The organism is Sporichthya polymorpha DSM 43042, from assembly GCF_000384115.1.
GTDB classification, from domain to species: Bacteria; Actinomycetota; Actinomycetes; order Sporichthyales; family Sporichthyaceae; genus Sporichthya; species Sporichthya polymorpha.
The window spans coordinates 3,692,507-3,716,090 of sequence record NZ_KB913029.1; the positions used below are offsets into that span (position 1 = coordinate 3,692,507).

The 23,584-nt window shown below is 72.5% G+C and carries 19 protein-coding genes; 15 read left to right on the forward strand and 4 right to left on the reverse strand.

Annotated features, from left to right (window positions below; genetic code table 11):
- The first annotated feature begins 82 nt into the window (after window positions 1–82).
- Both glgP and SPOPO_RS0117915 read left to right on the forward strand, forming a co-directional pair.
- Window positions 83–2,698 (forward strand): alpha-glucan family phosphorylase, encoded by a 2,616-nt coding sequence (glgP, locus tag SPOPO_RS0117910; protein ID WP_019876337.1) that lies wholly within the window; start codon window positions 83–85, stop codon window positions 2,696–2,698.
- Window positions 2,699–2,844: 146 nt separating this feature from the next.
- Window positions 2,845–4,578 carry a serine/threonine-protein kinase gene (locus SPOPO_RS0117915; protein ID WP_019876338.1) on the forward strand — a complete coding sequence of 578 codons (1,734 nt, stop codon included), beginning with the start codon at window positions 2,845–2,847 and terminating at the stop codon, window positions 4,576–4,578.
- Window position 4,579: 1 nt separating this feature from the next.
- Here SPOPO_RS0117915 and glgX read toward each other — a convergent pair whose 3' ends face one another.
- Entirely contained in the window at window positions 4,580–6,754 is a 2,175-nt protein-coding gene (gene glgX / locus SPOPO_RS0117920; protein ID WP_033385100.1) for a glycogen debranching protein GlgX, read from the reverse strand.
- Between the two features lie 72 nt (window positions 6,755–6,826).
- Between glgX and SPOPO_RS0117925 the strand changes: the two genes are divergently transcribed.
- The 6 genes from SPOPO_RS0117925 (at window position 6,827) to SPOPO_RS30350 (ending at window position 13,078) form a co-directional block, all read left to right on the forward strand.
- Window positions 6,827–7,606: an enoyl-CoA hydratase/isomerase family protein gene (locus SPOPO_RS0117925; RefSeq protein ID WP_019876342.1), complete on the forward strand. Its 780-nt coding sequence runs from the start codon at window positions 6,827–6,829 to the stop codon at window positions 7,604–7,606.
- Window positions 7,607–7,745: 139 nt separating this feature from the next.
- A complete protein-coding gene (locus SPOPO_RS0117930; RefSeq protein ID WP_019876343.1) occupies window positions 7,746–8,531 on the forward strand; it encodes an electron transfer flavoprotein subunit beta/FixA family protein in 786 nt (261 codons plus the stop codon).
- 20 nt (window positions 8,532–8,551) lie between these two features.
- Window positions 8,552–9,511 carry an electron transfer flavoprotein subunit alpha/FixB family protein gene (locus SPOPO_RS0117935; RefSeq protein WP_019876344.1) on the forward strand — a complete coding sequence of 320 codons (960 nt, stop codon included), beginning with the start codon at window positions 8,552–8,554 and terminating at the stop codon, window positions 9,509–9,511.
- A gap of 149 nt (window positions 9,512–9,660) precedes the next feature.
- Complete coding sequence (locus SPOPO_RS0117940; RefSeq protein ID WP_028984881.1) at window positions 9,661–10,848, forward strand: cysteine desulfurase family protein; 1,188 nt, start codon at window positions 9,661–9,663, stop codon at window positions 10,846–10,848.
- A gap of 21 nt (window positions 10,849–10,869) precedes the next feature.
- Window positions 10,870–11,937 carry a tRNA 2-thiouridine(34) synthase MnmA gene (gene mnmA, locus SPOPO_RS0117945; protein ID WP_019876346.1) on the forward strand — a complete coding sequence of 356 codons (1,068 nt, stop codon included), beginning with the start codon at window positions 10,870–10,872 and terminating at the stop codon, window positions 11,935–11,937.
- Window positions 11,938–12,283: 346 nt separating this feature from the next.
- Window positions 12,284–13,078 carry a PDDEXK family nuclease gene (locus SPOPO_RS30350; RefSeq protein WP_156870002.1) on the forward strand — a complete coding sequence of 265 codons (795 nt, stop codon included), beginning with the start codon at window positions 12,284–12,286 and terminating at the stop codon, window positions 13,076–13,078.
- Between the two features lie 125 nt (window positions 13,079–13,203).
- Here SPOPO_RS30350 and SPOPO_RS0117955 read toward each other — a convergent pair whose 3' ends face one another.
- Entirely contained in the window at window positions 13,204–13,836 is a 633-nt protein-coding gene (locus SPOPO_RS0117955; RefSeq protein WP_019876348.1) for a maleylpyruvate isomerase family mycothiol-dependent enzyme, read from the reverse strand.
- Window positions 13,837–13,907: 71 nt separating this feature from the next.
- Between SPOPO_RS0117955 and SPOPO_RS0117960 the strand changes: the two genes are divergently transcribed.
- Window positions 13,908–14,342 carry a MarR family winged helix-turn-helix transcriptional regulator gene (locus tag SPOPO_RS0117960; protein ID WP_019876349.1) on the forward strand — a complete coding sequence of 145 codons (435 nt, stop codon included), beginning with the start codon at window positions 13,908–13,910 and terminating at the stop codon, window positions 14,340–14,342.
- A gap of 42 nt (window positions 14,343–14,384) precedes the next feature.
- On the opposite strand, the gene SPOPO_RS0117965 is transcribed toward SPOPO_RS0117960, so the two are convergent.
- Window positions 14,385–14,954 (reverse strand): hypothetical protein, encoded by a 570-nt coding sequence (locus tag SPOPO_RS0117965; RefSeq protein ID WP_019876350.1) that lies wholly within the window; start codon window positions 14,952–14,954, stop codon window positions 14,385–14,387.
- Between the two features lie 120 nt (window positions 14,955–15,074).
- Here SPOPO_RS0117965 and SPOPO_RS0117970 point away from each other — a divergent pair, with 120 nt between their 5' ends.
- From SPOPO_RS0117970 to SPOPO_RS30355, 3 genes are read left to right on the forward strand one after another with little or no spacing between them, the layout of a single operon-like run.
- Window positions 15,075–16,097 (forward strand): methionine synthase, encoded by a 1,023-nt coding sequence (locus tag SPOPO_RS0117970; protein ID WP_019876351.1) that lies wholly within the window; start codon window positions 15,075–15,077, stop codon window positions 16,095–16,097.
- A 3-nt stretch (window positions 16,098–16,100) separates the two neighbouring features.
- Window positions 16,101–18,209, forward strand: coding sequence for an NAD-dependent DNA ligase LigA (gene ligA, locus SPOPO_RS0117975; protein ID WP_019876352.1), 2,109 nt, complete (start codon window positions 16,101–16,103; stop codon window positions 18,207–18,209).
- A gap of 24 nt (window positions 18,210–18,233) precedes the next feature.
- Window positions 18,234–19,412, forward strand: coding sequence for a CapA family protein (locus tag SPOPO_RS30355; protein WP_019876353.1), 1,179 nt, complete (start codon window positions 18,234–18,236; stop codon window positions 19,410–19,412).
- Between the two features lie 9 nt (window positions 19,413–19,421).
- Here the strand turns inward: SPOPO_RS30355 and SPOPO_RS0117985 are convergent, their stop codons facing one another.
- Window positions 19,422–20,081 (reverse strand): ACT domain-containing protein, encoded by a 660-nt coding sequence (locus SPOPO_RS0117985; RefSeq protein ID WP_019876354.1) that lies wholly within the window; start codon window positions 20,079–20,081, stop codon window positions 19,422–19,424.
- 114 nt (window positions 20,082–20,195) lie between these two features.
- On the opposite strand from SPOPO_RS0117985, the gene gatC reads away from it, so the two are divergent.
- Genes gatC through gatB form a run of 3 tightly spaced genes read left to right on the forward strand, consistent with a single transcriptional unit; the run spans window position 20,196 to window position 23,499 of the window.
- Window positions 20,196–20,492 (forward strand): Asp-tRNA(Asn)/Glu-tRNA(Gln) amidotransferase subunit GatC, encoded by a 297-nt coding sequence (gene gatC, locus SPOPO_RS0117990; protein WP_019876355.1) that lies wholly within the window; start codon window positions 20,196–20,198, stop codon window positions 20,490–20,492.
- The gene (gatA, locus tag SPOPO_RS0117995; protein WP_019876357.1) at window positions 20,492–21,985 is read left to right on the forward strand and encodes an Asp-tRNA(Asn)/Glu-tRNA(Gln) amidotransferase subunit GatA; all 1,494 of its coding nucleotides are present in this window, start codon (window positions 20,492–20,494) and stop codon (window positions 21,983–21,985) included. Before gatC ends, gatA begins: the two co-directional genes overlap by 1 nt.
- Complete coding sequence (gene gatB / locus SPOPO_RS0118000; protein WP_019876358.1) at window positions 21,982–23,499, forward strand: Asp-tRNA(Asn)/Glu-tRNA(Gln) amidotransferase subunit GatB; 1,518 nt, start codon at window positions 21,982–21,984, stop codon at window positions 23,497–23,499. The genes gatA and gatB overlap by 4 nt, the downstream gene beginning before the upstream one ends.
- Window positions 23,500–23,584: the final 85 nt, after the last annotated feature.

The window sequence follows — 23,584 nt, forward strand, 5'->3', positions numbered from 1 at the left end:
TTCGGGGTGCCACCGGACGCCTCCCTCGAATGGCTCCGCGCGCGATGCATTGCCGAAACGTCTCCCGGATAGATTGAGTCAGGTGAGAGCTATCCGTCGGTTCACCGTCCGCGCCGCCCTGCCCACCGAGCTGCTCCCCCTGGGGGAGCTGGCCACGAACCTCCGCTGGAGCTGGCACGCCGACACGCGGGCGATCTTCGCCGCGGTCGACCCCACGACCTGGGACGCGGTCGGGCAGGACCCGATGAAGCTGCTCGGCGCCGTCTCCACGGCGCGGCTCACCGAGCTCGCGGCCGACTCCGAGTTCCGGTCCCGGCTCGACGCCGCCGTGGCGGACCTGCGCTCCTACCGCACCGACGAGCGGTGGTACCAGCGCAACGAGAACGCCGGTGAGCACCCGCTGCCGCGCGCCATCGCGTACTTCTCACCCGAGTTCGGCATCACCGCGGTGCTGCCGCAGTACTCCGGCGGCCTCGGCATCCTCGCCGGCGACCACCTCAAGGCGGCCAGCGACCTCGGCGTCCCGATCATCGGCGTCGGGCTGCTCTACCGGCGGGGCTACTTCATCCAGTCGTTGTCCCGCGAGGGGTGGCAGGAGGAGCGGTATCCCGTCCTCGACCCGCACGAGCTGCCGATCGAGGCGCTGCGCGAGGCCGACGGGTCGTTGCTGCGCGTCCGCATCGGCCTGCCCGGTGGCCGGACGCTGTCCGCGCAGGTCTGGAAGGCGCAGGTCGGGCGCGTGCCGCTGCTGCTCCTCGACTCGGACGTGGAGGAGAACGGCCCGTTCGAGCGGGAGATCACCGACCGGCTCTACGGCGGCGGCACCGAGCACCGGCTGCACCAGGAGCTGCTGCTGGGCATCGGCGGCGTCCGCGCCGTCCGGGCCTACTGCCGCCTGACCGGCACGCCGGACCCCGAGGTCTTCCACACGAACGAGGGCCACGCCGGCTTCCTCGGCATCGAGCGCATCCGCGAGTACGCGGAGGAGGACGGCCTGCCGTTCGACGCCGCGCTCGAGGCGGCCCGGGCCGGGACCGTCTTCACCACCCACACCCCGGTGCCCGCCGGCATCGACCGCTTCCCGCGCGAGCTGATCGCGACCTACTTCGGTGGCGACAACGCGATCGCCTCGGTGCCGGTCGAGCGGATCCTGGAACTCGGGGCCGAGACGTACTCCGGTGGCGACCCGACCGTGTTCAACATGGCAGTCATGGGCCTGCGCCTCGCGCAGCGCGCCAACGGCGTCAGCCTGCTGCACGGCGCGGTCAGCCGCGAGATGTTCGGCGGGCTGTGGCCGGGCTTCGACCCGGACGAGGTGCCGATCACCTCGATCACCAACGGCGTCCACGCCCCGACCTGGACCGCGCCCGAGGCGATCGAGCTCGCGCGGCGCGAGGCCGGGCCGGCCTTCATCGCCACGGCCGAGGACTGGGGCGCGCTCGACGACGTCTCCGACCGCGCCCTGTTCGACGTCGGCCGCCTGCTCCGCGAGCGGCTCGTCCAGTCCGTCCGGCGCCGGCTGCGTGCGCAGTGGCTGCAGCGCGGGGCGAGCGAGGCCGAGCTCGGCTGGGTGAACACGGTGCTCGATCCCGACGTGCTGACGATCGGGTTCGCCCGCCGCGTGCCCTCCTACAAGCGCCTGACACTGATGCTGACGGACCCGGAGCGGCTGAAGCACCTGCTGCTGCACCCGGAGCGCCCGATCCAGCTCGTGATCGCGGGCAAGGCGCACCCGGCCGACGACGGAGGCAAGCGCCTGATCCAGGAGCTCGTCCGCTTCGCCGACGACCCCGCGGTGCGGCACCGCATCGTCTTCCTCACCGACTACGACATGGGGCTCGCCGCCGAGATGATCCCCGGCTGTGACGTCTGGCTGAACAACCCGCTGCGCCCGCTCGAGGCGTGCGGCACGTCCGGGATGAAGGCGGCCCTGAACGGCTGCCTCAACCTCTCCGTGCTCGACGGCTGGTGGGACGAGTGGTACGACGGCGCCAATGGCTGGGCGATCCCGTCCGCGACCGGTGTCGAGGACCCCGAGCGGCGCGACGAGCTCGAGTCGAGCGCGCTCTACGACCTGATCGAGACCTCCGTCGCCCCGCGGTTCTACGAGCGCGACGAGTCCGGTCTGCCCGCCCGCTGGCTGGAGATGGTCCGGCACACGATCGGCTCGCTGGGTCCGAAGGTGCTCGCCTCGCGCATGGTCCAGGACTACGTCAATCAGCTCTACGCGCCGGCCGCCGTGTCCTCCCGTGAGCTCGCCGACGACAAGCTCGCGCTCGCCCGCGAGCTGGCGTCCTGGAAGTCGCGCGTCCGCGCCGGCTGGGAGGCCGTCCGCGTCGACCACGTCGAGGTCTCCGGCGCGGTTGACGTCGCGTCAGTGGGTGACGAGGTCTCGGTCTCCTGTTTGGTCTCTCTTGGGTCGCTCGACCCGTCCGACGTGGACGTGCAGTTGGTGTACGGCCGGGTCGACGAGTCCGACCAGATCCTCGGGCCGCAGACCCTCTCGCTCACCGTCGCGGAACAGTTCGACAGCGGCCGCAGCCGGTACGAGGGCACCGTCGCCCTGCGCAACAGCGGACCGTTCGGGTACTCGGTGCGCGTCCTTCCGGCCCACCGGCTGCTCGCCGGCCCGGCGGAGCTCGGGCTGGTCGCGGTGCCGATGGCGCCGGCGGGGATGACCGACGGCCCGGTGCGCTGACCGCGAGAAGCTCGCGGTCTGCAGTCGCAGGACACGCGCAGCGAACTATCCCGAACAATCAGCGGTTCCGGGTGCAATCCTTGACCCCGTCGCCGTAGATTCGGCGGCTGCACGAGAACTGCAGCGGGACCGGTAGGAGAAGTGGCGTGGAACGGTTGCCGGGCACGCCCTATCTGGCCGGTGAGGTCATGGGGCGCGGTCCCCACGGTGCGGTGTTCGTGGCGCAGGACGCGGCCGAGCGTCGGCTCGCGGTCAAGGTGCTCACGCCGGACCTGTCCGGGGGTGACGCCTCCGCGCGCGAGTTCGCGGGTCAGCGGGACACGCTCACCTCGCTGCGGCACCCGCACCTCATGCCGGTGTACGACATCGTGCTCACCGACACCGGTCTGCTCGCCGTCGTCACCGAGCGGGCCGAGGGCGGCAACCTGCGTCAGGCCCTCGAGGTCGTCCGCACCTTCCCCCCGTCCGAGGCGTGCCGCCTCGGCGCGCAGATCGCCCGGGCCCTGGCCTCGCTGCACGCGACCGGCCTGGTTCACGGCGACCTGACCGCGACCAACATCCTGTTCAACGACTCGGGCAGCCGCCCGGCCGTGCGCGTCTCCGACGCCGGCCTGACGCGATGGCTCGCCGGGCTCGGCCGCGGTTGGATCCCGGTCGCGGCGGCGGCCTACGCGGCGCCCGAGGTGGCCGCCGGGGGCGTGCCCGGGGCGTCCGCGGACCTCTATGCGCTCGGTGTGCTGCTGCACGAGATGTGCGTCGGGGTGCCGCCGTTCGCCGGCGACCCGGCAGAAGTGACGCGCCGTCATGTCGAAGAGGTGCCGGTGCGCCCGGCCGGCATCCCGGACCAGTTGTGGGTCCTGATCGCCGCGCTGCTCGCCAAGGACGGCGCCGCGCGCGTCGGTCCCGCGGCGGCCGTGGCCGGGTACCTCGACGCGATCGCGGCCGACGTCGACCGCGTGCCCCCGGCCGCACCGATCGGACCCATCGCCGCCGCGGTGGCCCTCGCCCCGCTGCCGGACATCAGCGCCCCGGGTTCGGCGTTCGGCGCGGGCGTGGGCGACGCCGCCCCCGTGTTCGACGCGCCGGCCGACGTTCCCATCGCCGACGTCAGCCCGACCGCGGAGACCGACGTCCTGCCGGTCGCCGAACCGCCCGCGTGGACGCCGCCGCCCGCGGACCCCGCGCCGTGGGAGCGGCCGCCGGTCGAGGCCGCGGCCTACGACCCCTACCCGTCGTCGGGTTCGTCGTACGGCGAGTCCGGTGGGTACGACGCCGGGACCTACGCCGCCGCGGCCGGGTACGGCGCGGGTGGTTACGGCGGGGCCGGGTACGGACCGGTCGGCTCCGACCCGGTCGAGGTCGCGGCCGCCGCGGACCCCGAGGCCGAGCGCGCCCGCAACGCGGCCTACCTCGCCATGTACGAGCGTGACCGCCGCCGGCGGTTCGCGATCATCGCGGGCGTCGTCCTGCTCTCGGTGATCGGCGTCGGCGTCGCGATCGGTGCGGTCATCGGCAGCGGCGACGGCGGTGGCGACGGAGACGACCCCGGCGTCGACGATCCCGGCATCGTCCTGCCGACCCCGGTGTTCCCGGGCGACCTGGAGTCCCCGACCCCGACGCCGGAGGAGTCCCCGACCCCGACCCCGGAGCCGACCCCGACCCCGACCCCGGCGCCCCCGGGCACGACCCCCCGGCCGACCCCGGAACCCACTCCCACCCCGACCCCCACCCCGGTTCCCACCCCGACCCCGACGATCCCGGTCGTGACCGTCACCCCGCCGCCGACGCCGACGCCGGTCGTGACGCCGACACCGGAGCCGACGCCGACCCCGGAGCCGACCCCGTCGCCGCCGGCAGTTGAGTCGGAGCCGGCGGCGTAGCTCAGCCGATCAGCGGGTCGGGTTCGCCGAGGACCCGGAGCAGGAGGGCGGAGCGGCCGGTCAGGGTCCGGGTGTCGCCGGGGGCGAGGACGGTCCGCCCGTCGACGGGGTGACCCGGGTCGCTGTCGAGCACCGGGACGAAGCCGGTCGCGAAGGTCGTGGTCGGCATCGTCCACTCGACCGCCTCGGCGCCGGCGTTGAGCAGCAGCAGGAAGCTGTCGTCGGTGAGGGTCTCGCCCTGGGGTCCGCGCTGGTGGATCGCGTCGCCGCAGAGCAGGACGCCGAGCGCGGAGCGCTGGGGGTCGTGCCAGTCGTCGTTGGTCAGGCGCTCGCCGGCCTCGGTGAACCATTCGAGGTCGGGTTGGCCGTGCGCGCCGATCGGGGCGCCCGTGAAGAACCCCTGCTGACGGAACACCGGGTGCGCGCGGCGCAGCGCGAGCAGGGTGCGCGTGAACTCCGTGAGGCGCTCGGCGGTCGGGTCGGGCGTCCAGTCGACCCAGGAGATCTCGTTGTCCTGGCAGTAGGCGTTGTTGTTGCCCTGCTGGGTGCGGGCACGCTCGTCGCCGGCGACCAGCATCGGCGTGCCGACCGAGAGCAGCAGCGTCATCAGCAGGTTGCGCATCTGACGCTCTCTCAGAAGCAGAACGCCGAAGTTGGCGGTCTCGCCCTCCTCGCCGCAGTTCCAGGATCGGTTGTCGTCGGTCCCGTCGCGGTTGTTCTCGCCGTTGGCCTGGTTGCGCTTGGTCGTGTAGCTGACGAGGTCGCGCAGGGTGAACCCGTCGTGGGAGGTGACGTAGTTGATCGAGGCGATCGGTCCGCGCCCCGGGTGGGCGAACAGGTCCGAGGAGCCCGAGAGCCGGTACGCGAGGTCGTCGACGCCGGCCGGGGCACCGCGCCAGAAGTCGCGGACGCAGCCGCGGTAGCGGTCGTTCCACTCCGCCCACGGCGGTGGGAAGCCGCCGAGCAGGTAGCCCGCCGCGGTCGCGTCCCAGGGCTCGGCGATCAGCTTCACGCCCGAGAGGACCGGGTCCTGCGCCAGCACGGTGAGCAGGGCCGCGCGGGGGTCCGGGGCGTCCGCGCCGACCGGGCCGCGGATCAGCGCGGAGGCGAGGTCGAAGCGGAAGCCGTCGACGCCCATCTCGGTCACCCAGTAGCGCAACGAGTCCGCGATCAGCGCGATCACCTGCGGGGACCGGGCGTCGAGAGTGTTGCCGCAGCCGGTGACGTCCGCGTAGCGCCGCCCGTCGCGCAGTCGGTAGTACTCGATGTTGTCGAGGCCGCGGAACGACAGCGTCGGGCCGGTCTCGTCGCCCTCGGCCGTGTGGTTGTAGACGACGTCGAGGATCACCTCGAGCCCGGCCGCGTGCAGGGTCCGGACCATCTCCTTGAACTCGCGGACCTGCCCGCCGAGCGTCCCCGCCGACGAGTAGCCGGCGTGCGGGGCGAAGAACCCGATGGAGTTGTAGCCCCAGTAGTTGCGCCGGCCGCCGCGCAGCAGGTGCTCCTCGGAGACGAAGTGATGCACCGGCAGAAGCTCGACGGCGGTGACGCCGAGACCGGTCAGGTACTCGACGACCGCGGGGTGCGCGAGCCCGGCGTACGTGCCGCGCTGGTGCGGCGGGACGTCGGGGTGGCTGCGGGTGAAGCCGCGCACGTGCAGTTCGTAGAGGACGGTGTCGGTCCACGCGGTGTTCGGCCGCGCGTCGGCGGGGGAGTCGGGGTCGTCGGCCGGGTCGACGACCACCGCGTGCGGGACGTGGGGCGCCGAGTCGCGCTCGTCGCGGACCGTGTCGTCCGAGCCGGGCCCGGTGTGGACGTGCGCGTAGCCGGCCGGGTGGCCGCCCCAGCCGCCGGTGATCGCGCGGGCGTACGGGTCGAGCAGCAGCTTCGTCGGGTTGAAGCGCAGGCCCCGCGCGGGGTCCCACGGCCCGTGGACCCGGAAGCCGTACCGCGTGCCGGGCTCGACCCCGGGCAGGAACGCGTGCCAGACGTGCCCGGTCCGCTCGTGCAGCCCGATCCGGTTCGTCTCGGCGCCGGTGGAGTCGAGCAGGCAGACCTCGACGGACTCCGCGCGCCGCGAGAACACCGCGACGTTCACCCCGCCGCGGACCGGGTCGTAGGTGGCCCCGAGCGGGGCGGAACGCCCCGGCCACGGGACCACCTGATCAGCACACATCCGGCCATGATCCCGCCTGGCGGGCCCGGCCGATAACGTGCCCGTGCGGAAGAACTCGACGAGGAGGTCGGTATGGCGGAGTTTGTGCGGCTTGAGGTCGACAACGGGGTCGCGACGATTCGGCTCGACCGGCCCAAGATGAACGCCCTGAACGCGCAGGTGCAGGAGGAGTTCCACGACGCCGCCCAGGCGGCGCGCAAGGACGACGACATCCGCGCGGTCGTGATCTACGGCGGCGAGCGCGTCTTCGCGGCCGGCGCGGACGTCAAGGAGATGTCGGAACTCTCCTACGCCGAGATGGCCGTCAAGTCGATGGATCTGCACCGCTGCTTCAACGCCGTCGCGGCGATCCCGAAGCCGACGATCGCCGCTGTCACCGGCTACGCGCTCGGCGGCGGGTGCGAGCTCGCGATGTGCGCCGACTTCCGCGTCAGCGGCGAGAGCACCAAGTGGGGCCAGCCGGAGATCCTGCTCGGGATCATCCCCGGCGCCGGTGGCACCCAGCGCCTGCCGCGCCTGGTCGGCCCGGCCAAGGCGAAGGACATCATCTTCTCCGGCCGCTTCGTCGACGCCGCCGAGGCGCTCGCGATCGGCCTGGTCGACAAGGTCGTCCCCGACGCCGAGGTCTACGACGCCGCCGTCGCCTGGGCCCGGACCTTCGTGGGCGGGCCCGCCGCCGCTCTCCGCGCGGCCAAGGAGGCCGTCGACCGCGGTCTGGAGGTCGATCTCCCCACCGGCCTCGACATCGAGCGGGTCCTGTTCGCGGCCCTGTTCGCCACCGAGGACCAGAAGAACGGCATGCGCTCGTTCGTGGAGAACGGTCCGGGGAAGGCATCTTTCGTCGGGCGTTGACGCCCCGTTTCGAGCGCCACTGCACGACCCGCTAGGATCGCTACTCGCCAGTAATAGTTCCCGGTGACCCCGTCCTCGGGCACCGAGGGCCAGCGTGAGCTGCGGCGCGACGTTTTCGACCAGGAGGTCTGAGCCGAACATGAAGATCGTCGTCTGCGTGAAGCAGGTGCCGGACACGTGGGCTGAGAAGAAGCTCGACGCGTCCAAGACGCTCGACCGCGTCTCGGTCGACAACATCCTCAACGAGATGGACGAGTTCGCCATCGAAGAGGCGCTCCAGATGACCGAGGCCCACGGTGGCTCGGTGACCGTGCTCTGCATGGGGCCGGACTCGGCCACGGAGGCCATTCGCAAGGCGCTCTCGATGGGTGCCGACGACGCCGTGCACGTCGTCGACGACGCCCTCAAGGGTTCGTGCGCCGCGACGACGTCGCTGGTGCTCGCCAAGGCCCTCGAGCGCATCGGGGACTACGACCTGGTCATCGCCGGGTCGGAGGCCTCCGACGCCCGGACCTCGGTCGTGCCGGCGATGCTCGCCGAGCGCCTCGGGATCCCGCAGGTCACCTTCGTGAACAAGGTCGAGGTCGACCCGAACGCGAAGACCCTCAAGGCCAACCGCATCACCGACGACGGCTACCAGGTCGTCGAGGCCTCGCTGCCCGCGATGATCTCGGCCGTCGAGAAGATGAACGAGCCGCGGTACCCCTCGTTCAAGGGGATCATGGCCGCGAAGAAGAAGCCGGTCGAGACCGTGTCGCTCGGCGACCTCGGCATCGATGCCGGTGAGGTCGGACTGGCGGGTTCCTGGACCCAGGTCAACTCCAGCGCGGACCGGCCCCCGCGGTCGGCCGGCACCATCGTCGAGGACGACGGCAACGGTGGCACCGCGCTCGTGGACTTCCTCGCGTCCAAGAAGTTCGTCTAAGGCGAGAAGGAGATACGGAAATGTCGCAGGTTCTCGTTCTCGTCGAGCACACCGACGGTGCGCTGAAGAAGGTCAGCCTCGAGCTGCTGACCATGGCCAAGGCCGTGGGTGAGCCGGCGGCCGTGTTCGTCGGCTCCGGCATCGACAACGCCGCGGACAAGCTGGCCGAGTACGGCGCGGAGACCATCTACGTCGCCGACGACGCCGAGCTCACGGGCTACGTCGTGGCCCCGGTCGCCGAGGTGCTGGCCAAGCTGGTCGCGGAGCAGTCCCCGGCCGCCGTCCTGGTCGCCGCCACCGCCACCGGCAAGGAGATCGCCGGTCGCCTGGCCATCAAGACCAACTCCGGTGTCCTCACCGACGCCACCGGGCTGACCAGCGAGGGCGGTTCCGTCGTCGCCGAGCAGTCGATCTTCGGTGGCGCCACGGTCGTGCAGTCCTCGGCCACCAAGGGCACCCCGATCATCGCGGTGCTCCCGAACGCCACCCCGCCGGAGGCCGCGCCGGCCGCCGGCAACCGCGTCCCGGTCTCGGTGGAGCTCTCGGCCGCCGCCAAGGGCGCGAAGATCGTCGACTCCGTCATCGAGGAGAAGGGCGAGCGTCCGGAGCTCACCGAGGCCTCGATCGTCGTCTCCGGCGGTCGCGGTGTCGGTTCGGCCGAGAACATGTCGGTCGTCGAGAAGCTCGCGGACTCGCTCGGCGCGGCCGTGGGCGCCTCCCGCGCCGTCGTCGACGCCGGCTGGTACCCGCACAACTCGCAGGTCGGTCAGACCGGCAAGACCGTCTCGCCGCAGCTGTACATCGCGGCGGGCATCTCCGGTGCGATCCAGCACCGCGCCGGCATGCAGACCTCGAAGACGATCGTCGCGGTGAACAAGGACCGCGAGGCCCCGATCTTCGAGCTCGCCGACTACGGCGTCGTCGGCGACCTGCACAAGGTCCTGCCGCAGGCCACCGACGAGATCACGAAGCGCAAGTAAGCATTTCCCCGAAAGCGCACTATGGCACCCGCGAAAGCAAAATGCGGGTGCCATTCTGCGCTTTCGGAGAAGCTCAACGGTGCTGTCCTGCGCTTTCGGGGAGCCGCGGGAACAACGCGCCCGCGGGTCGCGATTAGGCTCTTGTGGCGATGACGTACCTGGACCACGCGGCGACGACGCCGATGCTTCCCGAGGCGCTGGCCGCGATGACGGCCGAGCTCGGGCGCGTCGGGAACCCCTCGTCGCTGCACGGCAGCGGCCGATCGGCCCGCCGGGTGGTCGAGGAGTCGCGCGAGACCGTCGCCGCGGCGCTCGGGTGCCGGCCCGGTGAGGTCGTGTTCACCGGGGGCGGCACGGAGGCCGACAACCTCGCGCTCAAGGGCCTGTACTGGGCCCGGTCCGCGGAGGACGGAGCGCGCCGGCGGATCCTGATCAGCGCCGTGGAGCACCACGCGGTGCTCGACCCTGCGGAGTGGCTCGCACGTCACCAGGGCGCGGAGCTGGAGATCCTGCCCGTCGACGAGCTCGGGCGGCTGCAGCCGGAGACGTTGCGGGCAGCGATCGGGCGCGACCCCGAGTCGGTCGCGCTGGTCTCGGTGATGTGGGCCAACAACGAGGTCGGGACGGTTCAGCCGATCGCCGAGCTCGCCGCGATCGCGCGGGAGTTCGAGATCCCGCTGCACTCGGACGCCGTGCAGGCCGTCGGGCAGCTGCCGGTCGACTTCGCCGGGTCCGGGGTGTCCGCGATGGCGCTGACCGGCCACAAGCTCGGCGGGCCCCTCGGTATCGGGGCGCTCGTGCTCGCGCGCGGGACGGTGCCGACGCCGCTGCTGCACGGCGGCGGTCAGGAGCGCGACGTCCACTCCGGGACGCTGGACACGCCCGCGATCGCGGGCTTCGCGGCCGCCGTCGAGACGTCGGTGCGCAACCTCGAGGCTCACACCGCGACGCTGCTGCGCCTTCGCTCCGACCTCGTCGACGGCGTGCTGGCCGCGGTGCCCGACGCCCGCTACAACGGCGACCCCGACAGACGCCTGCCCGGCAACGCCCACTTCTCGTTCCCCGGCTGCGAGGGCGACTCGCTGCTGATGCTGCTCGACGCCCGGGGCATCGAGTGCTCGACCGGCTCCGCGTGCTCGGCCGGCGTCGCGCGGCCCTCACACGTGCTGCTCGCGATGGGGCACGACGAGCCCTCGGCCCGCAGTTCGCTGCGGTTCTCCCTCGGCCACACCTCGACCGAGGCCGACGTCGCCGACCTGCTCGAGGCGCTGCCCCCGGTGGTGGAGCGCGCCCGCCGCGCCGGTGAGATCGCGGCCGCCCGGCACAAGCGGGCCTGAGATGCCCGTCCTCGCGGTTCCGTGAACGTCCTGGCGGCACTGTCCGGGGGCGTGGACTCCGCCGTCGCGGCGGCCCGCGCCGTCGAGGCCGGCCACGACGTCACCGGCGTCCACCTCGCGCTGGCCGAGGCGCCGGACAACCCGCGCGGCAAGGGCTGCTGCACCCCCGAGGACGCCCGGGACGCGCGCCGCGTCGCCGACGTCCTGGGCATCCCGTTCTACGTCTGGGACCTCGCCGAGCGGTTCCGCGCCGACGTGGTCGACGACTTCGTCGCCGAGTACGCCGCCGGCCGCACCCCGAACCCGTGCCTGCGCTGCAACGAATCGATCAAGTTCGCCGCGGTGCTGGACCGCGCGATCGGGCTGGGGTTCGACGCGGTCTGCACGGGGCACTACGCGCGCCTGATTGACGGTCCGTCAGGTCGCGAGCTGCACCGGGCGGTCGACCCGGACAAGGACCAGTCCTACGTGCTCGGCGTGCTGGAGGCGGACCAGCTCGCGCACGCGATGTTCCCGCTCGGCGACTCGGTGAAGGGCGACGTCCGCGCCGAGGCCGAGGCCCGTGGGCTCGCCGTTGCGGCCAAGCCGGACAGCCACGACATCTGCTTCATCCCCGACGGCGACACCGCCGGGTTCCTGCGCAAGCGGCTGGGGGAGCGGCCGGGCGAGCTCGTCGACACCGCCGGCGCGGTGCTGGGGGAGCACTCCGGCGCGTACGGCTTCACGGTCGGGCAGCGGAAGGGCCTGCGCATCGGCACCCCCGCCCCCGACGGCCGCCCCCGCTACGTCCTCGACGTCTCCGTCGTCGACAACCGCGTCACCGTCGGGCCCGCCGAGGCCCTCGACGTCCGTGGCCTGACGGCCGACCGCCCCCGCTGGTGCGGCGACGCACTGCTGGGCTCGAGCGAGTGCCTCGTCCAGTTCCGGGCCCACGGCGACCCCGTCCCCGCCGCCGTCACCGCCATCGAGGGGGGCCTCCAGATCGCGTTCGCGACCCCCGTCCGCGGCGTCGCCCCCGGCCAGGCCGCCGTCCTCTACGACGGCACCCGCGTCCTCGGCTCCGCCACCATCGCCGCCACCGTCCGCTAGGCCCCCGGGGCTGACCCGCCCCCGCCCCCGCCGTTCCCCGCCCCCGCCGTTCCCCGCCCCCCGCCGTTCCCCGCCCCGCCGTTCTCCCGAAAGCGCACTCTGGCACCTCCGAAAGCAAAATCCGGGTGCTGGACTGCGCTTTCGGGAGACGGGGCGGGGTGCTGTCCTGCGCTTTCGGGGGAGCGGGGCGGAGTTGTCCACAGCGCGCACACCCCCGAAGTTGTCCACAGGTCGGGCCGACGGGACAGCCGAGTCACCGAAGCTTCCGCCCATGACCGATGCAGAACTTCTCCACGGGCCGTTTCGCCGCTGCGAGGGCCTGGAAGCTGGTTTGACGGCGCGTCAGGTGAACGGATCGCGCTTCCGGCTGATCACGAAGGACGTCCACGTCGCCGCGGAGACGCCGCTCGATCTCCCGACGCGGTGCGCGGCGTTCGGGAAGGCCGTCGACATCCCGTTCGTGTTCAGCCACTTCACCGCCGCGGAGCTCTACAACGTCCCGATCGATGCGGACCAGAAGATTCACATCAGTGTCCGCTCGGAGATCGAGCCGCGGATGCGGGGGCTGGTCGCGCATCGCGTGCTGGACCTCGGGAACGTCTGGCACGTGCGCGGCTTTCCCGTCACCTCTCCGGGGCGGACCTTCGTCGACCTCGCGTCGAAGCTGGATCTGACGTCGCTCTGCGTCGCCGGGGACGTCCTCGGGGCCCGCAGCAGCCTGGACGAGATCGACCGCGCGATCGCGCTGGGCGTCGCCCGCCGGGGGATACGCCTGGCGAGGGAGGCGCGGGCACTGCTGAACCCGGCCGCGAAGTCTCCGCAGGAGACGCGGGTGCGGGTGCTGCTCACCCTCGCCGGCGTCCCGCCGCTGGCGGTGAACGAGCCCGCGATCGGCCGGGACGGTCGGCCGTTCGCCGAACCGGACCTGGGGGAGCACACGGTTCTGGTCGCGATCGAGATCGAGGGCAGCCATCACCAGACCGATCGCGATCAGTGGCGGCGGGACATCCGACGCGACGCGGCCTACCGGGACAACGGCTGGATCCTCATCAAGGTCACGAGGGAGGACATCTACTTCCGGCCGCAGTGGATCGTCGAGCAGGTCATCGCGGCCCTCCGCGCCCGCGGCATGCGCTGGTGACGCACGGCCAGGTGCCATCGACTCCCGAAAGCGCAGCGCAGCACCCGCATTTTGCTTTCGGACGTGTCGCACTGCGCTTTCGGGAGAACAGCCGCCGCGGCGCGCACGAGCCGGGGAGGTGGGGGTCAGACCGCCGCGGCGAGGCGGGCGGTGCCGGGGCCGGAGAGGGCGGGGAGGGCGGCGGCGGTGCGGCCGGTCAGCAGGAGGAGCAGGTCCGCGGCGGGGCCGGAGACGTCCTCACCAGCGCCGGCGGACCAGTCGAGGTCGGTGGCCTGCAGGCGGAGGCCCCGCAGGCGCCGGCGGGCCCAGAACGGCCAGCCCATGCGCCAGACCCGCTCGAGGCCGGCCGCGGCCGCGACGGGCGGCATCGGGACGGACCGGCCGAGCGGCCGGGTGACGTCCTGGACGTGGACGAGGGTGTCGAAGACGAGGTTGTCGAGCGTCGTGATCGCGGGCTTGCGGCGGATGTCGGCGACGTCGCGGAGTTCGGCCACGAGGTCAGGGATGCGGCCCGCGTGCCGGATCGCCAGGTCCCGGTTGATGCGGTCGAAGTCGCCGCGGGCGCGGACGGCCATGGCGAGGATCCGCGGCAATCCCGGGGACCGCGGGGTGAAGGCGACGTGCGCGGCGACGTCCCGGATCCGCCACGCCTCGCAGAGCGAGGGGTGCTCCCACTGCTCCGGGCTCAGCGACGCCAGCACGTCGGCCAGGACGCGCCGTTGGTCGGCGATGACGGTCCACTTCTCGTCGCGGTCCATCCCGATCCCCAGTTGTTCGAGTCTCGAACCAATTTATTCGAGTCTCTAACCATCCGGTACCGTCGTCAAGTGTGACGGAGCCGCTGAACGTCGGACTGCTGCTGTTCCTCCCGTACCGCGCGCTGGAGACCCGGGTCTTCCGGGAACTGGCCGCGGCGGGCTTCGACGACCTCACCCCGGCCCAGGCCCGCGTGTTCCAGCGGATCGGGCCCGGCGGCACCCGGCTCACCGAGCTGGCCGAGCAGGCCGGCATCACCAAGCCGACGGCGGCCTTCCTCGTCGACCAGCTCGAGCGCGCCGGGTACGTCGAGCGCGTCCCCGACCCCACCGACGGCCGTGCCCGTCTGGTGAAGGTGGCCGATCGCGGCGTCCGGGCCGTCGAGGCGTCCCGGCCGATCGTGGCCGCGGTCGAGGCGGAGTGGACCGCCCATCTCGGCGACCGCCGGATGACGCAGCTGCGCCGCGCCCTGGCGGACCTGCGCGAGATCACCGACCCGTGGCGGTGATGACCTTCGGGAGAAGGCGAGGTCGGAGGAGATGAGGGTGCGTCAGGAGCGAGCCTTTTCCTTCAGCTTGATGACCCCGCGAGCTTCGGCGTGCACGGTCTGCGGAGCAGGCTCGGTGGGCATCGGGTCGTCCGCAACGGTGTCCTGAGTGGTCATCAGGGGCGGGAGCGGAAGCAGGGGCGAGCCCTCCTCCTCGACCGGGACCTCGTCGCCCTCGTAGTACGGCGGCTGCTCGGCCGCCGGGTCGACGGCGTCCATGATGACGCGGGAGGACGCGGCGCCCGGCCGGAACGGGTGCGTGTTGTCGCCCGCCGGGACGGCCTGCACGAAGAACGTCACCTTCTGCCGCTGGCCGGTGCAGTCCTTCGCCACCGAGTCGAAACCGCCGGCGAACTCGTCGCCGACCGCCTGGACGACCTGCGCGGCCAGGTAGGCCGTCCAGCCGGCCGGGCACACGAAGGTCGCGGGCAGACGCACGGCCGCGCCGTCCGCGATCAGGATGCCGTCGCCCTGGGTAACCGGCTTCGGCCCGGCCGCGTGGGCGGCGGTGGGGGAGAGCGCCAGGGCGAGGACGGCGGACGCGGCGCCGGCGCGGCGGACGAGGGCGTGCATGGGGGCTCCCGGATCTGCAAGGGGGCACCCGACGTGCACCCGGAATGCGAGAGTCATCCGAGATTGCCCCGCCGTCAAGCCGGGCCCGGCGTGGTGACGGCCGCGGCATAACCTGCGGGGGTGCCTGCCCTCCCGCTCGACCTTCCGCCGGGCTCCGCCAGTGGCGTCGGTTCCCTGCCGGGGACCGCGCCGCTGGAGGTGCTGCCGGTCGTCCTCGACCTTCCCGGCCTGCCCTATCTGCCCGAGCTTCCGGCCCGCGGGCCCGGCGCCGACATGATCGGCCGGGCGTTCGCGATCCTCGTCGAGCTCTACGCCGACCTCGCGCCGAGCGGGTGGCGCTTCGCCGAGCACCCCGGGCGGGACACCCGCCGGGCGATCAGTCACCTCGGCCAGGACCTGGACGCGCTGGAGGAGCGCGGCGAGGGCTACGAGGGCGCGATCAAGGTCCAGGTCGCCGGGCCGTGGGCGCTCGCCTCCACCGTGGAGCTTCGGCACGGCGACAAGGCGCTCTCCGATCCCGGGGCCTGCCGTGACATCGCCGCCAGCCTCGCGGAGGGCCTGCGCGGCCACGTCGCCGAGGTCCGCAAGCGGCTGCCGCGGGCGACGACCGTCGTCGTCCAGCTCGACGAGCCGACGCTGCCGGGCGTCCTGCGTGGCACGGTCCGCACCGCCAGCGGCTTCGGGACGCTTCGCGCCGTCGAGGAGTCAGTCGTCGAGGCGACCCTGCGCGGGGTGGTCGACGTGCTGGCCGCCGACGGCGTGCCGACCGTCGTGCACTCGTGCGCCGCCGGCACTCCCGTCGCCCTGCTCCACCGGGCCGGCGCGGCCGGGCTGGCGCTCGATCTCGCCGTCACCGGCCAAGCCTCCGACGAGGCCCTCGGGGAGTTCCTGGAGGCCGGCGGCGTCCTGCTGGCGGGGGTCGTCCCCGCCGTCGACGCGCCCGGCGGACTGTCACCGCTGGCGACTACGGTCTCCCCGGTGCAGGACCTCTGGCACCGCCTCGGTCTGCCGCGGGCGGGCCTGGGGCAGGTCGTGCCGGTGCCCGCGTGCGGGCTGGCCGGGGCGTCGCCGGCCTGGGTCCGCGCCGTGACCACCCGGTGCGCCGACGCGGCGCGCCAACTCGCCGACCTCGGACAGGAGTGACGGATGGCCGACGAGGTCGACGTTCCCGAGATGGCCGACGTGCCGGCCGAGGTGCGCGCCCGGCACGCCGACTTGTCCGAGGAGCTCTCGGACGCCCTCTACCGCTACCACGTGCTCGACCGGCCCACGCTGTCCGACGCCGACTACGACGCGAAGATGCGCGAGCTGGTCGGTCTGGAGGAGAAGTACCCGTCGCTCCGGACGCCTGACTCCCCGTCACAACGGGTGGGTGCGGCGATCAGCACCGACTTCGCCCCGGTCGAGCACCTCGAGCGGATGATGAGCCTCGACAACGCCTTCTCGGCCGACGAGCTCGCGTCCTGGGCCGCACGGGTCGAGAAGGAGGTCGGCGCCGGCGCCGAGTACCTCTGCGAGCTGAAGGTCGACGGGCTGGCCGTCGCGCTCGTCTACGAGAAGGGCCGTCTGGTCCGCGCCGCCACCCGCGGCGACGGATCGACCGGCGAGGACGTCACCCCGAACGTCCGGACGCTGGACAACGTCCCGGACCGGTTGCGGGTCCCCGAGGGCGGGGAGATCCCGGAGCTCCTGGAGGTCCGCGGCGAGGTGTTCTTCCCGGTCGAGGGCTTCGAGGAGCTCAACGCCTCGCTCGTCGCCGCCGGCAAGGCACCGTTCGCGAACCCCCGCAACACGGCCGCGGGGTCGCTGCGGCAGAAGGACCCGCGCGTCACGGCCAGCCGCAAGCTGCGGCTCGTCGTGCACGGCATCGGCGCCTCCACCGGCGTCACCTACGAGCGGCAGTCCGGCGTCTACGACCTGCTGCACTCGTGGGGCCTGCCGATCGCCACGACCGCCAAGGTCGTCAAAGACCTTCAGGGCGTCCAGAAGTTCATCGACCACTACGGCGAGCACCGGCACTCCGTCGAGCACGAGATCGACGGCGTCGTCGTCAAGGTCGACCAGCGCGACCTGCAGCGGCGTCTCGGCTCGACCTCGCGGGCGCCGCGGTGGGCGATCGCGTTCAAGTACCCGCCCGAGGAGGTCAACACCAAGCTCCTCGACATCCAGGTCAACGTCGGGCGCACCGGCCGCGTGACGCCGTTCGGCGTGATGGAGCCGGTCAAGGTCTCCGGCTCCACCGTCGAGATGGCGACGCTGCACAACGCGAGCGAGGTCAAGCGCAAGGGCGTGCTGATCGGCGACACCGTCGTGCTGCGCAAGGCGGGCGACGTCATCCCCGAGATCGTCGGGCCGGTCTTCGACCTGCGTGACGGCACCGAGCGCGAGTTCGTGATGCCGACGCACTGCCCGTCCTGCGGCACCGAGCTGCGGCCGGAGAAGGAGGCCGACGTCGACCTCCGCTGCCCGAACTCGCGGTCGTGCCCGTCGCAGCTGCGGGAACGGATCTTCCACGTCGCCAGCCGCAACGCCCTCGACATCGAGGTGCTCGGCTTCAAGGCGGCGACCGCGCTGCTCGACGCCGGCGTGCTGACCGACGAGGGCGACATCTTCACCCTCGACGAGTCCAAGCTGCTCGGCGTCGACCTGTTCACGACCAAGGCGGGAAACCTGTCCGCGAACGGCGCGAAGCTGCTCGCGAACCTTGACGCCGCGAAGGACCGCGCGCTCTGGCGCGTGATCGTCGGCCTCTCGATCCGCCACGTCGGTCCCACGGCGGCGCAGGCGCTCGCGCGGGAGTTCCGTTCGGTCGACGCCATCGCCGCGGCGTCCGAGGAGCAGCTCGCGAACACCGAGGGCGTCGGTCCGACGATCGCCGCGGCGCTGCGCGAGTGGTTCGCGGTCGACTGGCACCGCGACGTCGTCGAGAAGTGGCGCGCCGCCGGCGTCCGGCTGGCGGAGGAGGTCACCGACGACGGGCCGCGGCCCCTGGAGGGCGTGACGGTCGTCGTCACCGGCTCGCTGACGGGCTGGTCCCGCGACGAGGCCACCGAGGCCGTGCAGAACCTCGGCGGCAAGGTCTCGGGCTCGGTGTCGAAGAAGACCGGCTTCGTCGTGGTCGGCGACTCACCCGGGTCGAAGTACGACAAAGCGGTCTCGCTCAAGGTGCCGGTCCTCGACGAGGAGGGGTTCGCGGTGCTCCTGTCCGACGGACCCGACGCCGCCCGCGAAAAGGCGCAGATCCCGGCGGAGTGACGCCGCGCCTGTCACCATGCCCGCGTGAGCTTCGTGCGGGGGGCGGGGGCGGCCCTGGTCGGTATGACCCTGGTGCTGTCGGCGTCGGCGTGCTCGAACGACGACTCCGGCCCGCTGCCCGCGGCGGACGTGGTCGCGACGGCCGCCCCGTCGGCGACCCCGACCCCGACGCCCACACCGGCCCCGCACCAGTTCACCGTCGTCGCGAGCGGTGACCTGCTGATCCACCCCGGCGTGTGGTGGCGGGCCGAGCGGGAGGCGAAGAACACCTCCGCGCGCTACGACTTCTTCCCGGCGCTGTCCGCGCTGGAGCCGTTGATCTCCGGCGCCGACCTGGCGATCTGCCACCTCGAAGGGGCGATGGGCGCGGCCGGCTCGGAGCCCAAGGGCTTCCCGTTGTTCAACAACCCGCCGGAGCTCGCGGCTGCGGTGGCCAAGCTGGGCTACGACACCTGCTCCACCGCGTCGAACCACGGGATCGACCAGGGCGAGGCGGGCGTGAACACGACGCTGGCCGCACTCGACGCCGCGGGGGTCGCGCACGTCGGGACGGCGCGCAACGCCGACGAGGACAAGCCGGTCCTGCTCGACGCCAACGGTGTGACGGTAGCTCACCTGTCCTACACCTACGGGCACAACAACGCCCGTCCGGCCGACAAGCCGTGGCTGATCAACACCCTCGCGGACGACTCGATCCTCGACGACGCGCGCGCCGCGCGGGCCGCCGGCGCCGAGGTCGTTATCGCGAGCCTGCACTGGGGCGTGGAGTTCGTCACGAATCCGACGCCGGATCAGATCTCGCTCGCGACCGAGCTCATGGACTCCGGCGAGATCGACCTCGTGATCGGCCACCACGCCCACGTCGTCCAGCCGATCGAGGCATTCGGCGACCGATTCGTCGTCTACGGGCTCGGCAACGTCATCTCGGCGCTGAGCCACGACTTCGCGAACGGCGCGTCCCGCGAAGGGATCGTCCCGAAGTTCACCTTCACGCGCGACGGCGAACGCTGGAAGGTCACCGACATCGAGGTGACGCCTACGTACGTCTCGCCCGTCGGGGGCCTCCACACCGCCGACGTCGCGACCGACCTCGAGCGCAGGCCCGCGGGGGAGGACCTCGCCCGGCTGACGCGCGCCCGCGACCGCACCGTCGCCACGGTGTACAGCCGTGGGGTGGACGACGCCGTGGTGCGGGTGCGCTGACCGGCCGGATCAGGCGCCGGCGGCGGAGATCGTGCGGGCCAGGGCGACGAGGTGGCCCAGTCGCGCGAGCTCGGAGTCGAGGAACTCGGGACCACCGCGGCGGCCGAGGATCAGCACCCGGTCGCCGGAGGTCATCACGGCGGCGGTCGTGGACTGCGCCAGGCTCGGCGCCCACTGCGCAGGGTCGGGCAGCCTGATCGGCCGCGTCAACGGGAGCCACGGCGTCGTGACGTCGCCGATCTCCTCCGGCGCGGCCGGGCTGCGGTCCAGCAGCCGCGGCTCGGAGTCGCCCTCGTCGCGGGCCTCGATCAGCACGGCCCAGTCGGCGCGGAAGACGTTCGGGCTCAGCTGCACCAGGACCGCCTCGGCGTGCGGCGGGTCAGCCGTCATCGCCTCGACGACCTGCAGGTCACGCTGCAGTCCACCGCGCGAGGGGTAGAACCGGACGAAGTCGACCTGCGCGCCCTCGACCGAGTTGCACGCCGTGACCAGGGCGTCCGCCATCTTGCCCGGCGGCAGTTGAACGAGGATGTCGTCGACCGCGCGGCCGTCCCCGCGCTGCTCCACGACGTCGACCCCGACGATGTCGGCGTCGGCCTTGCCGAGCGCCGTCGCGAGCGCACCGAGGGAACCGGGGCGGTCGGGCAGGACGACACGGAGCAGGAACATGTGCCCATTGTCCCTCGAGCGCGGCTTCAGCCGTGTCGACGGCAGGTTTCGGCCGTGTTTTCGTCGGCTCCTAGGATTGCCGGGGTCCGCCGGAGCTCGTTCGATCGGAGCCGCATGTCCATCACCCGAGACGAGGTCGCGCACCTCGCCCGGCTCGCCCGGCTCGATCTGAGCGAGGACGAGCTCGCGCAGATGGCCGGCCAGCTGGACGCCATCCTGAACGCGGTGGCCCGCGTCTCCGAGGTCGCGGATGCCGACGTGCCGCCGATGTCCCACGCCGTCCCGTTGACGAACGTTCTCCGTGAGGACGAGGTGCGTCCCGGTCTGACGCCCGAGCAGGCGCTCTCCGGCGCCCCCGCCGCCGAGGACGGTCGGTTCCGGGTGCCGCGGATCCTGGGGGAGGCGCCGTAATGGGGGACCTGACGAGGCTGACTGCCGCCGAGCTCGCAGCGCTCATCGCCGCGGGCGAGGCGTCCGCCGTCGAAGTGACGCAGGCTCACCTGGACCGGATCACGAAGGTCGACGAGTCCGTTCACGCCTTCCTGCACCTCGACACCGAAGGAGCGCTGGCGGCCGCGGCCTCCGTCGACGCGGCGCGGTCGACGGGCACACCGCTCGGTCCGCTCGCCGGCGTCCCGCTCGCGCTCAAGGACGTCCTCACCCAGGAAGGCGTCCCGACCACGTGCGGGTCGAAGATTCTCGAGGGCTGGCGGCCGCCGTACGACTCGACGGTGGTGCGCAAGCTGCGCGCGGCCGGCGTCGTCATCCTCGGCAAGGCGAACATGGACGAGTTCGCGATGGGCTCGTCCACCGAGAACTCGGCCTACGGCCCGACGCGCAACCCGTGGGATCTGACGCGCATTCCGGGCGGCTCGTCCGGTGGCTCCTCGGCGGCGGTCGCGGCGTTCGAGGCGCCGCTCGCGATCGGCACCGACACCGGTGGTTCGATCCGGCAGCCGGCCGCGGTCTGCGGCATCGTCGGCACCAAGCCGACCTACGGCGGCGTCAGCCGCTACGGGCTCGTCGCGTTCTCCTCCAGCCTCGACCAGGCGGGCCCGTTCGCCCGCACCGTGCTCGACGCGGCGCTGCTGCACGAAGCCATCGCGGGGCACGACCCGCTCGACTCCACGTCGATCGACGCCCCCGTCCCGCCCGTCGTCGCGGCGGCCCGCCAGGCCGACGTCGGCGGGCTGCGGGTTGGCGTGGTGCGGGAGTTCAGCGGAGCCGGTTACCAGGCCGGGGTCGAGCAGCGGTTCCGCGAGGCGGTGGAGCTGCTGACCTCGCTCGGTGCGGAGGTCGTCGAGGTCTCCTGCCCGAACTTCACGTACGCGATGCCCGCGTACTACCTGATCGCGCCGAGCGAGTGCTCGTCGAACCTCGCGCGGTTCGACGCGATGCGCTACGGCCTGCGGGTCGGCGACGACGGCACCGCCGGCGTCGAGGAGGTCATGTCCCGGACGCGCGCCGCAGGCTTCGGGCCCGAGGTGAAGCGTCGCATCATTCTCGGCACGTATGCGCTGTCCGCCGGCTATTACGACGCGTACTACGGCTCGGCGCAGAAGGTGCGCACGCTGATCGCGCGCGACTTCGAGGCCGCCTTCTCGCAGGTTGACGTCCTCGTCTCGCCGACCGCGCCGACGACGGCGTTCCCGCTCGGCGAGAAGGTCGACGACCCGCTCGCGATGTACCTGCAGGACCTCTGCACGATCCCGTCGAACCTCGCGGGCAACTGCGCGATGTCCGTGCCGGTCGGCCTCGCGCCGGAGGACGGCCTGCCGGTCGGCCTGCAGATCATGGCGCCGGCGATGGCGGACGACCGGCTCTACCGCGTCGGCGCGGCGTTGGAGAAGGCACTGGTGGAGCGCACCGGGCACCTGCTGATCGAGGAGGCTCCGCAGCTGTGACCGAGACTCTCGCCACCCCCGCGATTGTTCCGTTCGAGCAGGCGCTCCAGACCTACGAGCCGGTGATCGGCCTCGAGGTCCACGTCGAGCTCGGCACCGCGTCGAAGATGTTCTGCGGCTGCCCGACGGCCTTCGGTGCCGAACCCAACACCCAGGTCTGCCCGACCTGCCTCGGCCTGCCGGGCTCGCTGCCGGTGGCGAACCGGAAGGCGATCGAGTCCATCATCCGGCTCGGTCTCGCGCTGAACTGCTCGATCGCGTCCTGGTGCCGGTTCGCGCGGAAGAACTACTTCTACCCGGACATGCCCAAGGACTTTCAGATCAGCCAGTACGACGAGCCGATCTGCTTCGAGGGGCACCTCGACGTCGAGGTCGAGGGCCGGACCTTCCGCATCGGCATCGAGCGCGTGCACCTCGAGGAGGACACCGGCAAGTCGTTGCACGTCGGCGGCGCGACCGGTCGCATCCACGGCGCCTCGCACTCGCTCGTCGACTACAACCGCGCCGGCATCCCGCTCGTCGAGGTCGTGACCAAGCCCGTGACTGACACCGGATCACTTGCACCCGAGGTCGCCCGCGCCTACGTCACCGAGTTGCGGGACATCTGCCGCACGCTCGGCATCTCCGACGTGCGCATGGAGGAGGGCTCGCTGCGCTGCGACGCCAACGTCTCCATCGCGCCCCGCGGCGCGAGTGAGTGGGGCACCCGCTCGGAGACGAAGAACGTCAACTCGCTGCGCTCCGTCGAGCGTGCCGTCCGCTTCGAGATCTCGCGGCAGGCGGGCGTGCTCGACGCCGGCGGTCGCGTGATCCAGGAGACCCGGCACTTCCAGGAGGACTCCGGCACGACCACGCCCGGCCGGAGCAAGGAGACCGCGGAGGACTACCGGTACTTCCCGGAGCCGGACCTCGTCCCGATCGCCCCCGCCCCGGATTGGGTCGAGGAGCTCCGGGCGGCCCTGCCCGAGCTGCCGACCGCGCGCCGGAAGCGGCTGCAGGCCGAGTGGGACCTCTCCGACCTCGACATGCAGGCGCTCACCGGCGCCGGCGCGCTCGACTCGGTCGAGGCGACCGTGGCTGCGGGCGCGTCCCCGGAGGCGGCGCGCAAGTGGTGGCTGGGGGAGCTCGCCCGGCGCGCGAACGAGGCGGGCGTCGAGGTCGCGGCGCTGCCGATCACCCCGGCGCAGGTCGCCGAGGTCTGCGCGCTCGTCGACGCGGGCAAGCTTAACGACAAGCTCGCCCGGCAGGTCATCGAGGGCGTGCTGGCGGGGGAGGGGACGCCCGAGCAGGTCGTCGCGGCCCGCGGGCTCGTGGTCGTCTCCGACACCGGGGCCCTGACCGCCGCCGTCGACGCCGCGATCGCCGCCAACGCCGCGGTCGCCGACAAGATCCGCGGCGGCAAGGTCCAGGCCGTCGGGGCCCTCGTCGGTGCGGTCATGAAGGAGACCCGGGGCCAGGCCGACGCCGCCGCCGTGAAGGCGCTGATCCTGGAGAAGCTCGGCGTCTCCGAGTAGCCGGGCTGTTCCCGGACGCCGTGTCCATATAACCTGTCCAGACACCTTGGAGATGACATCTCCACTGGCGTGCACTGGAGATGAC

Coding starts and splice junctions, on each gene's coding strand:
- glgX (WP_033385100.1), bottom strand. CDS start 6,754: ATGTGTGCTGATCAGGTGGTCCCGTGGCCGGGGCGTTCCGCCCCGCTC.
- SPOPO_RS0117940 (WP_028984881.1), top strand. CDS start 9,661: ATGACGTACCTGGACCACGCGGCGACGACGCCGATGCTTCCCGAGGCG.
- gatC (WP_019876355.1), top strand. CDS start 20,196: ATGTCCATCACCCGAGACGAGGTCGCGCACCTCGCCCGGCTCGCCCGG.
- SPOPO_RS0117955 (WP_019876348.1), bottom strand. CDS start 13,836: ATGGACCGCGACGAGAAGTGGACCGTCATCGCCGACCAACGGCGCGTC.
- SPOPO_RS0117965 (WP_019876350.1), bottom strand. CDS start 14,954: ATGCACGCCCTCGTCCGCCGCGCCGGCGCCGCGTCCGCCGTCCTCGCC.
- ligA (WP_019876352.1), top strand. CDS start 16,101: ATGGCCGACGAGGTCGACGTTCCCGAGATGGCCGACGTGCCGGCCGAG.
- SPOPO_RS0117925 (WP_019876342.1), top strand. CDS start 6,827: ATGGCGGAGTTTGTGCGGCTTGAGGTCGACAACGGGGTCGCGACGATT.
- SPOPO_RS0117935 (WP_019876344.1), top strand. CDS start 8,552: ATGTCGCAGGTTCTCGTTCTCGTCGAGCACACCGACGGTGCGCTGAAG.
- SPOPO_RS0117930 (WP_019876343.1), top strand. CDS start 7,746: ATGAAGATCGTCGTCTGCGTGAAGCAGGTGCCGGACACGTGGGCTGAG.
- SPOPO_RS0117985 (WP_019876354.1), bottom strand. CDS start 20,081: ATGTTCCTGCTCCGTGTCGTCCTGCCCGACCGCCCCGGTTCCCTCGGT.
- gatA (WP_019876357.1), top strand. CDS start 20,492: ATGGGGGACCTGACGAGGCTGACTGCCGCCGAGCTCGCAGCGCTCATC.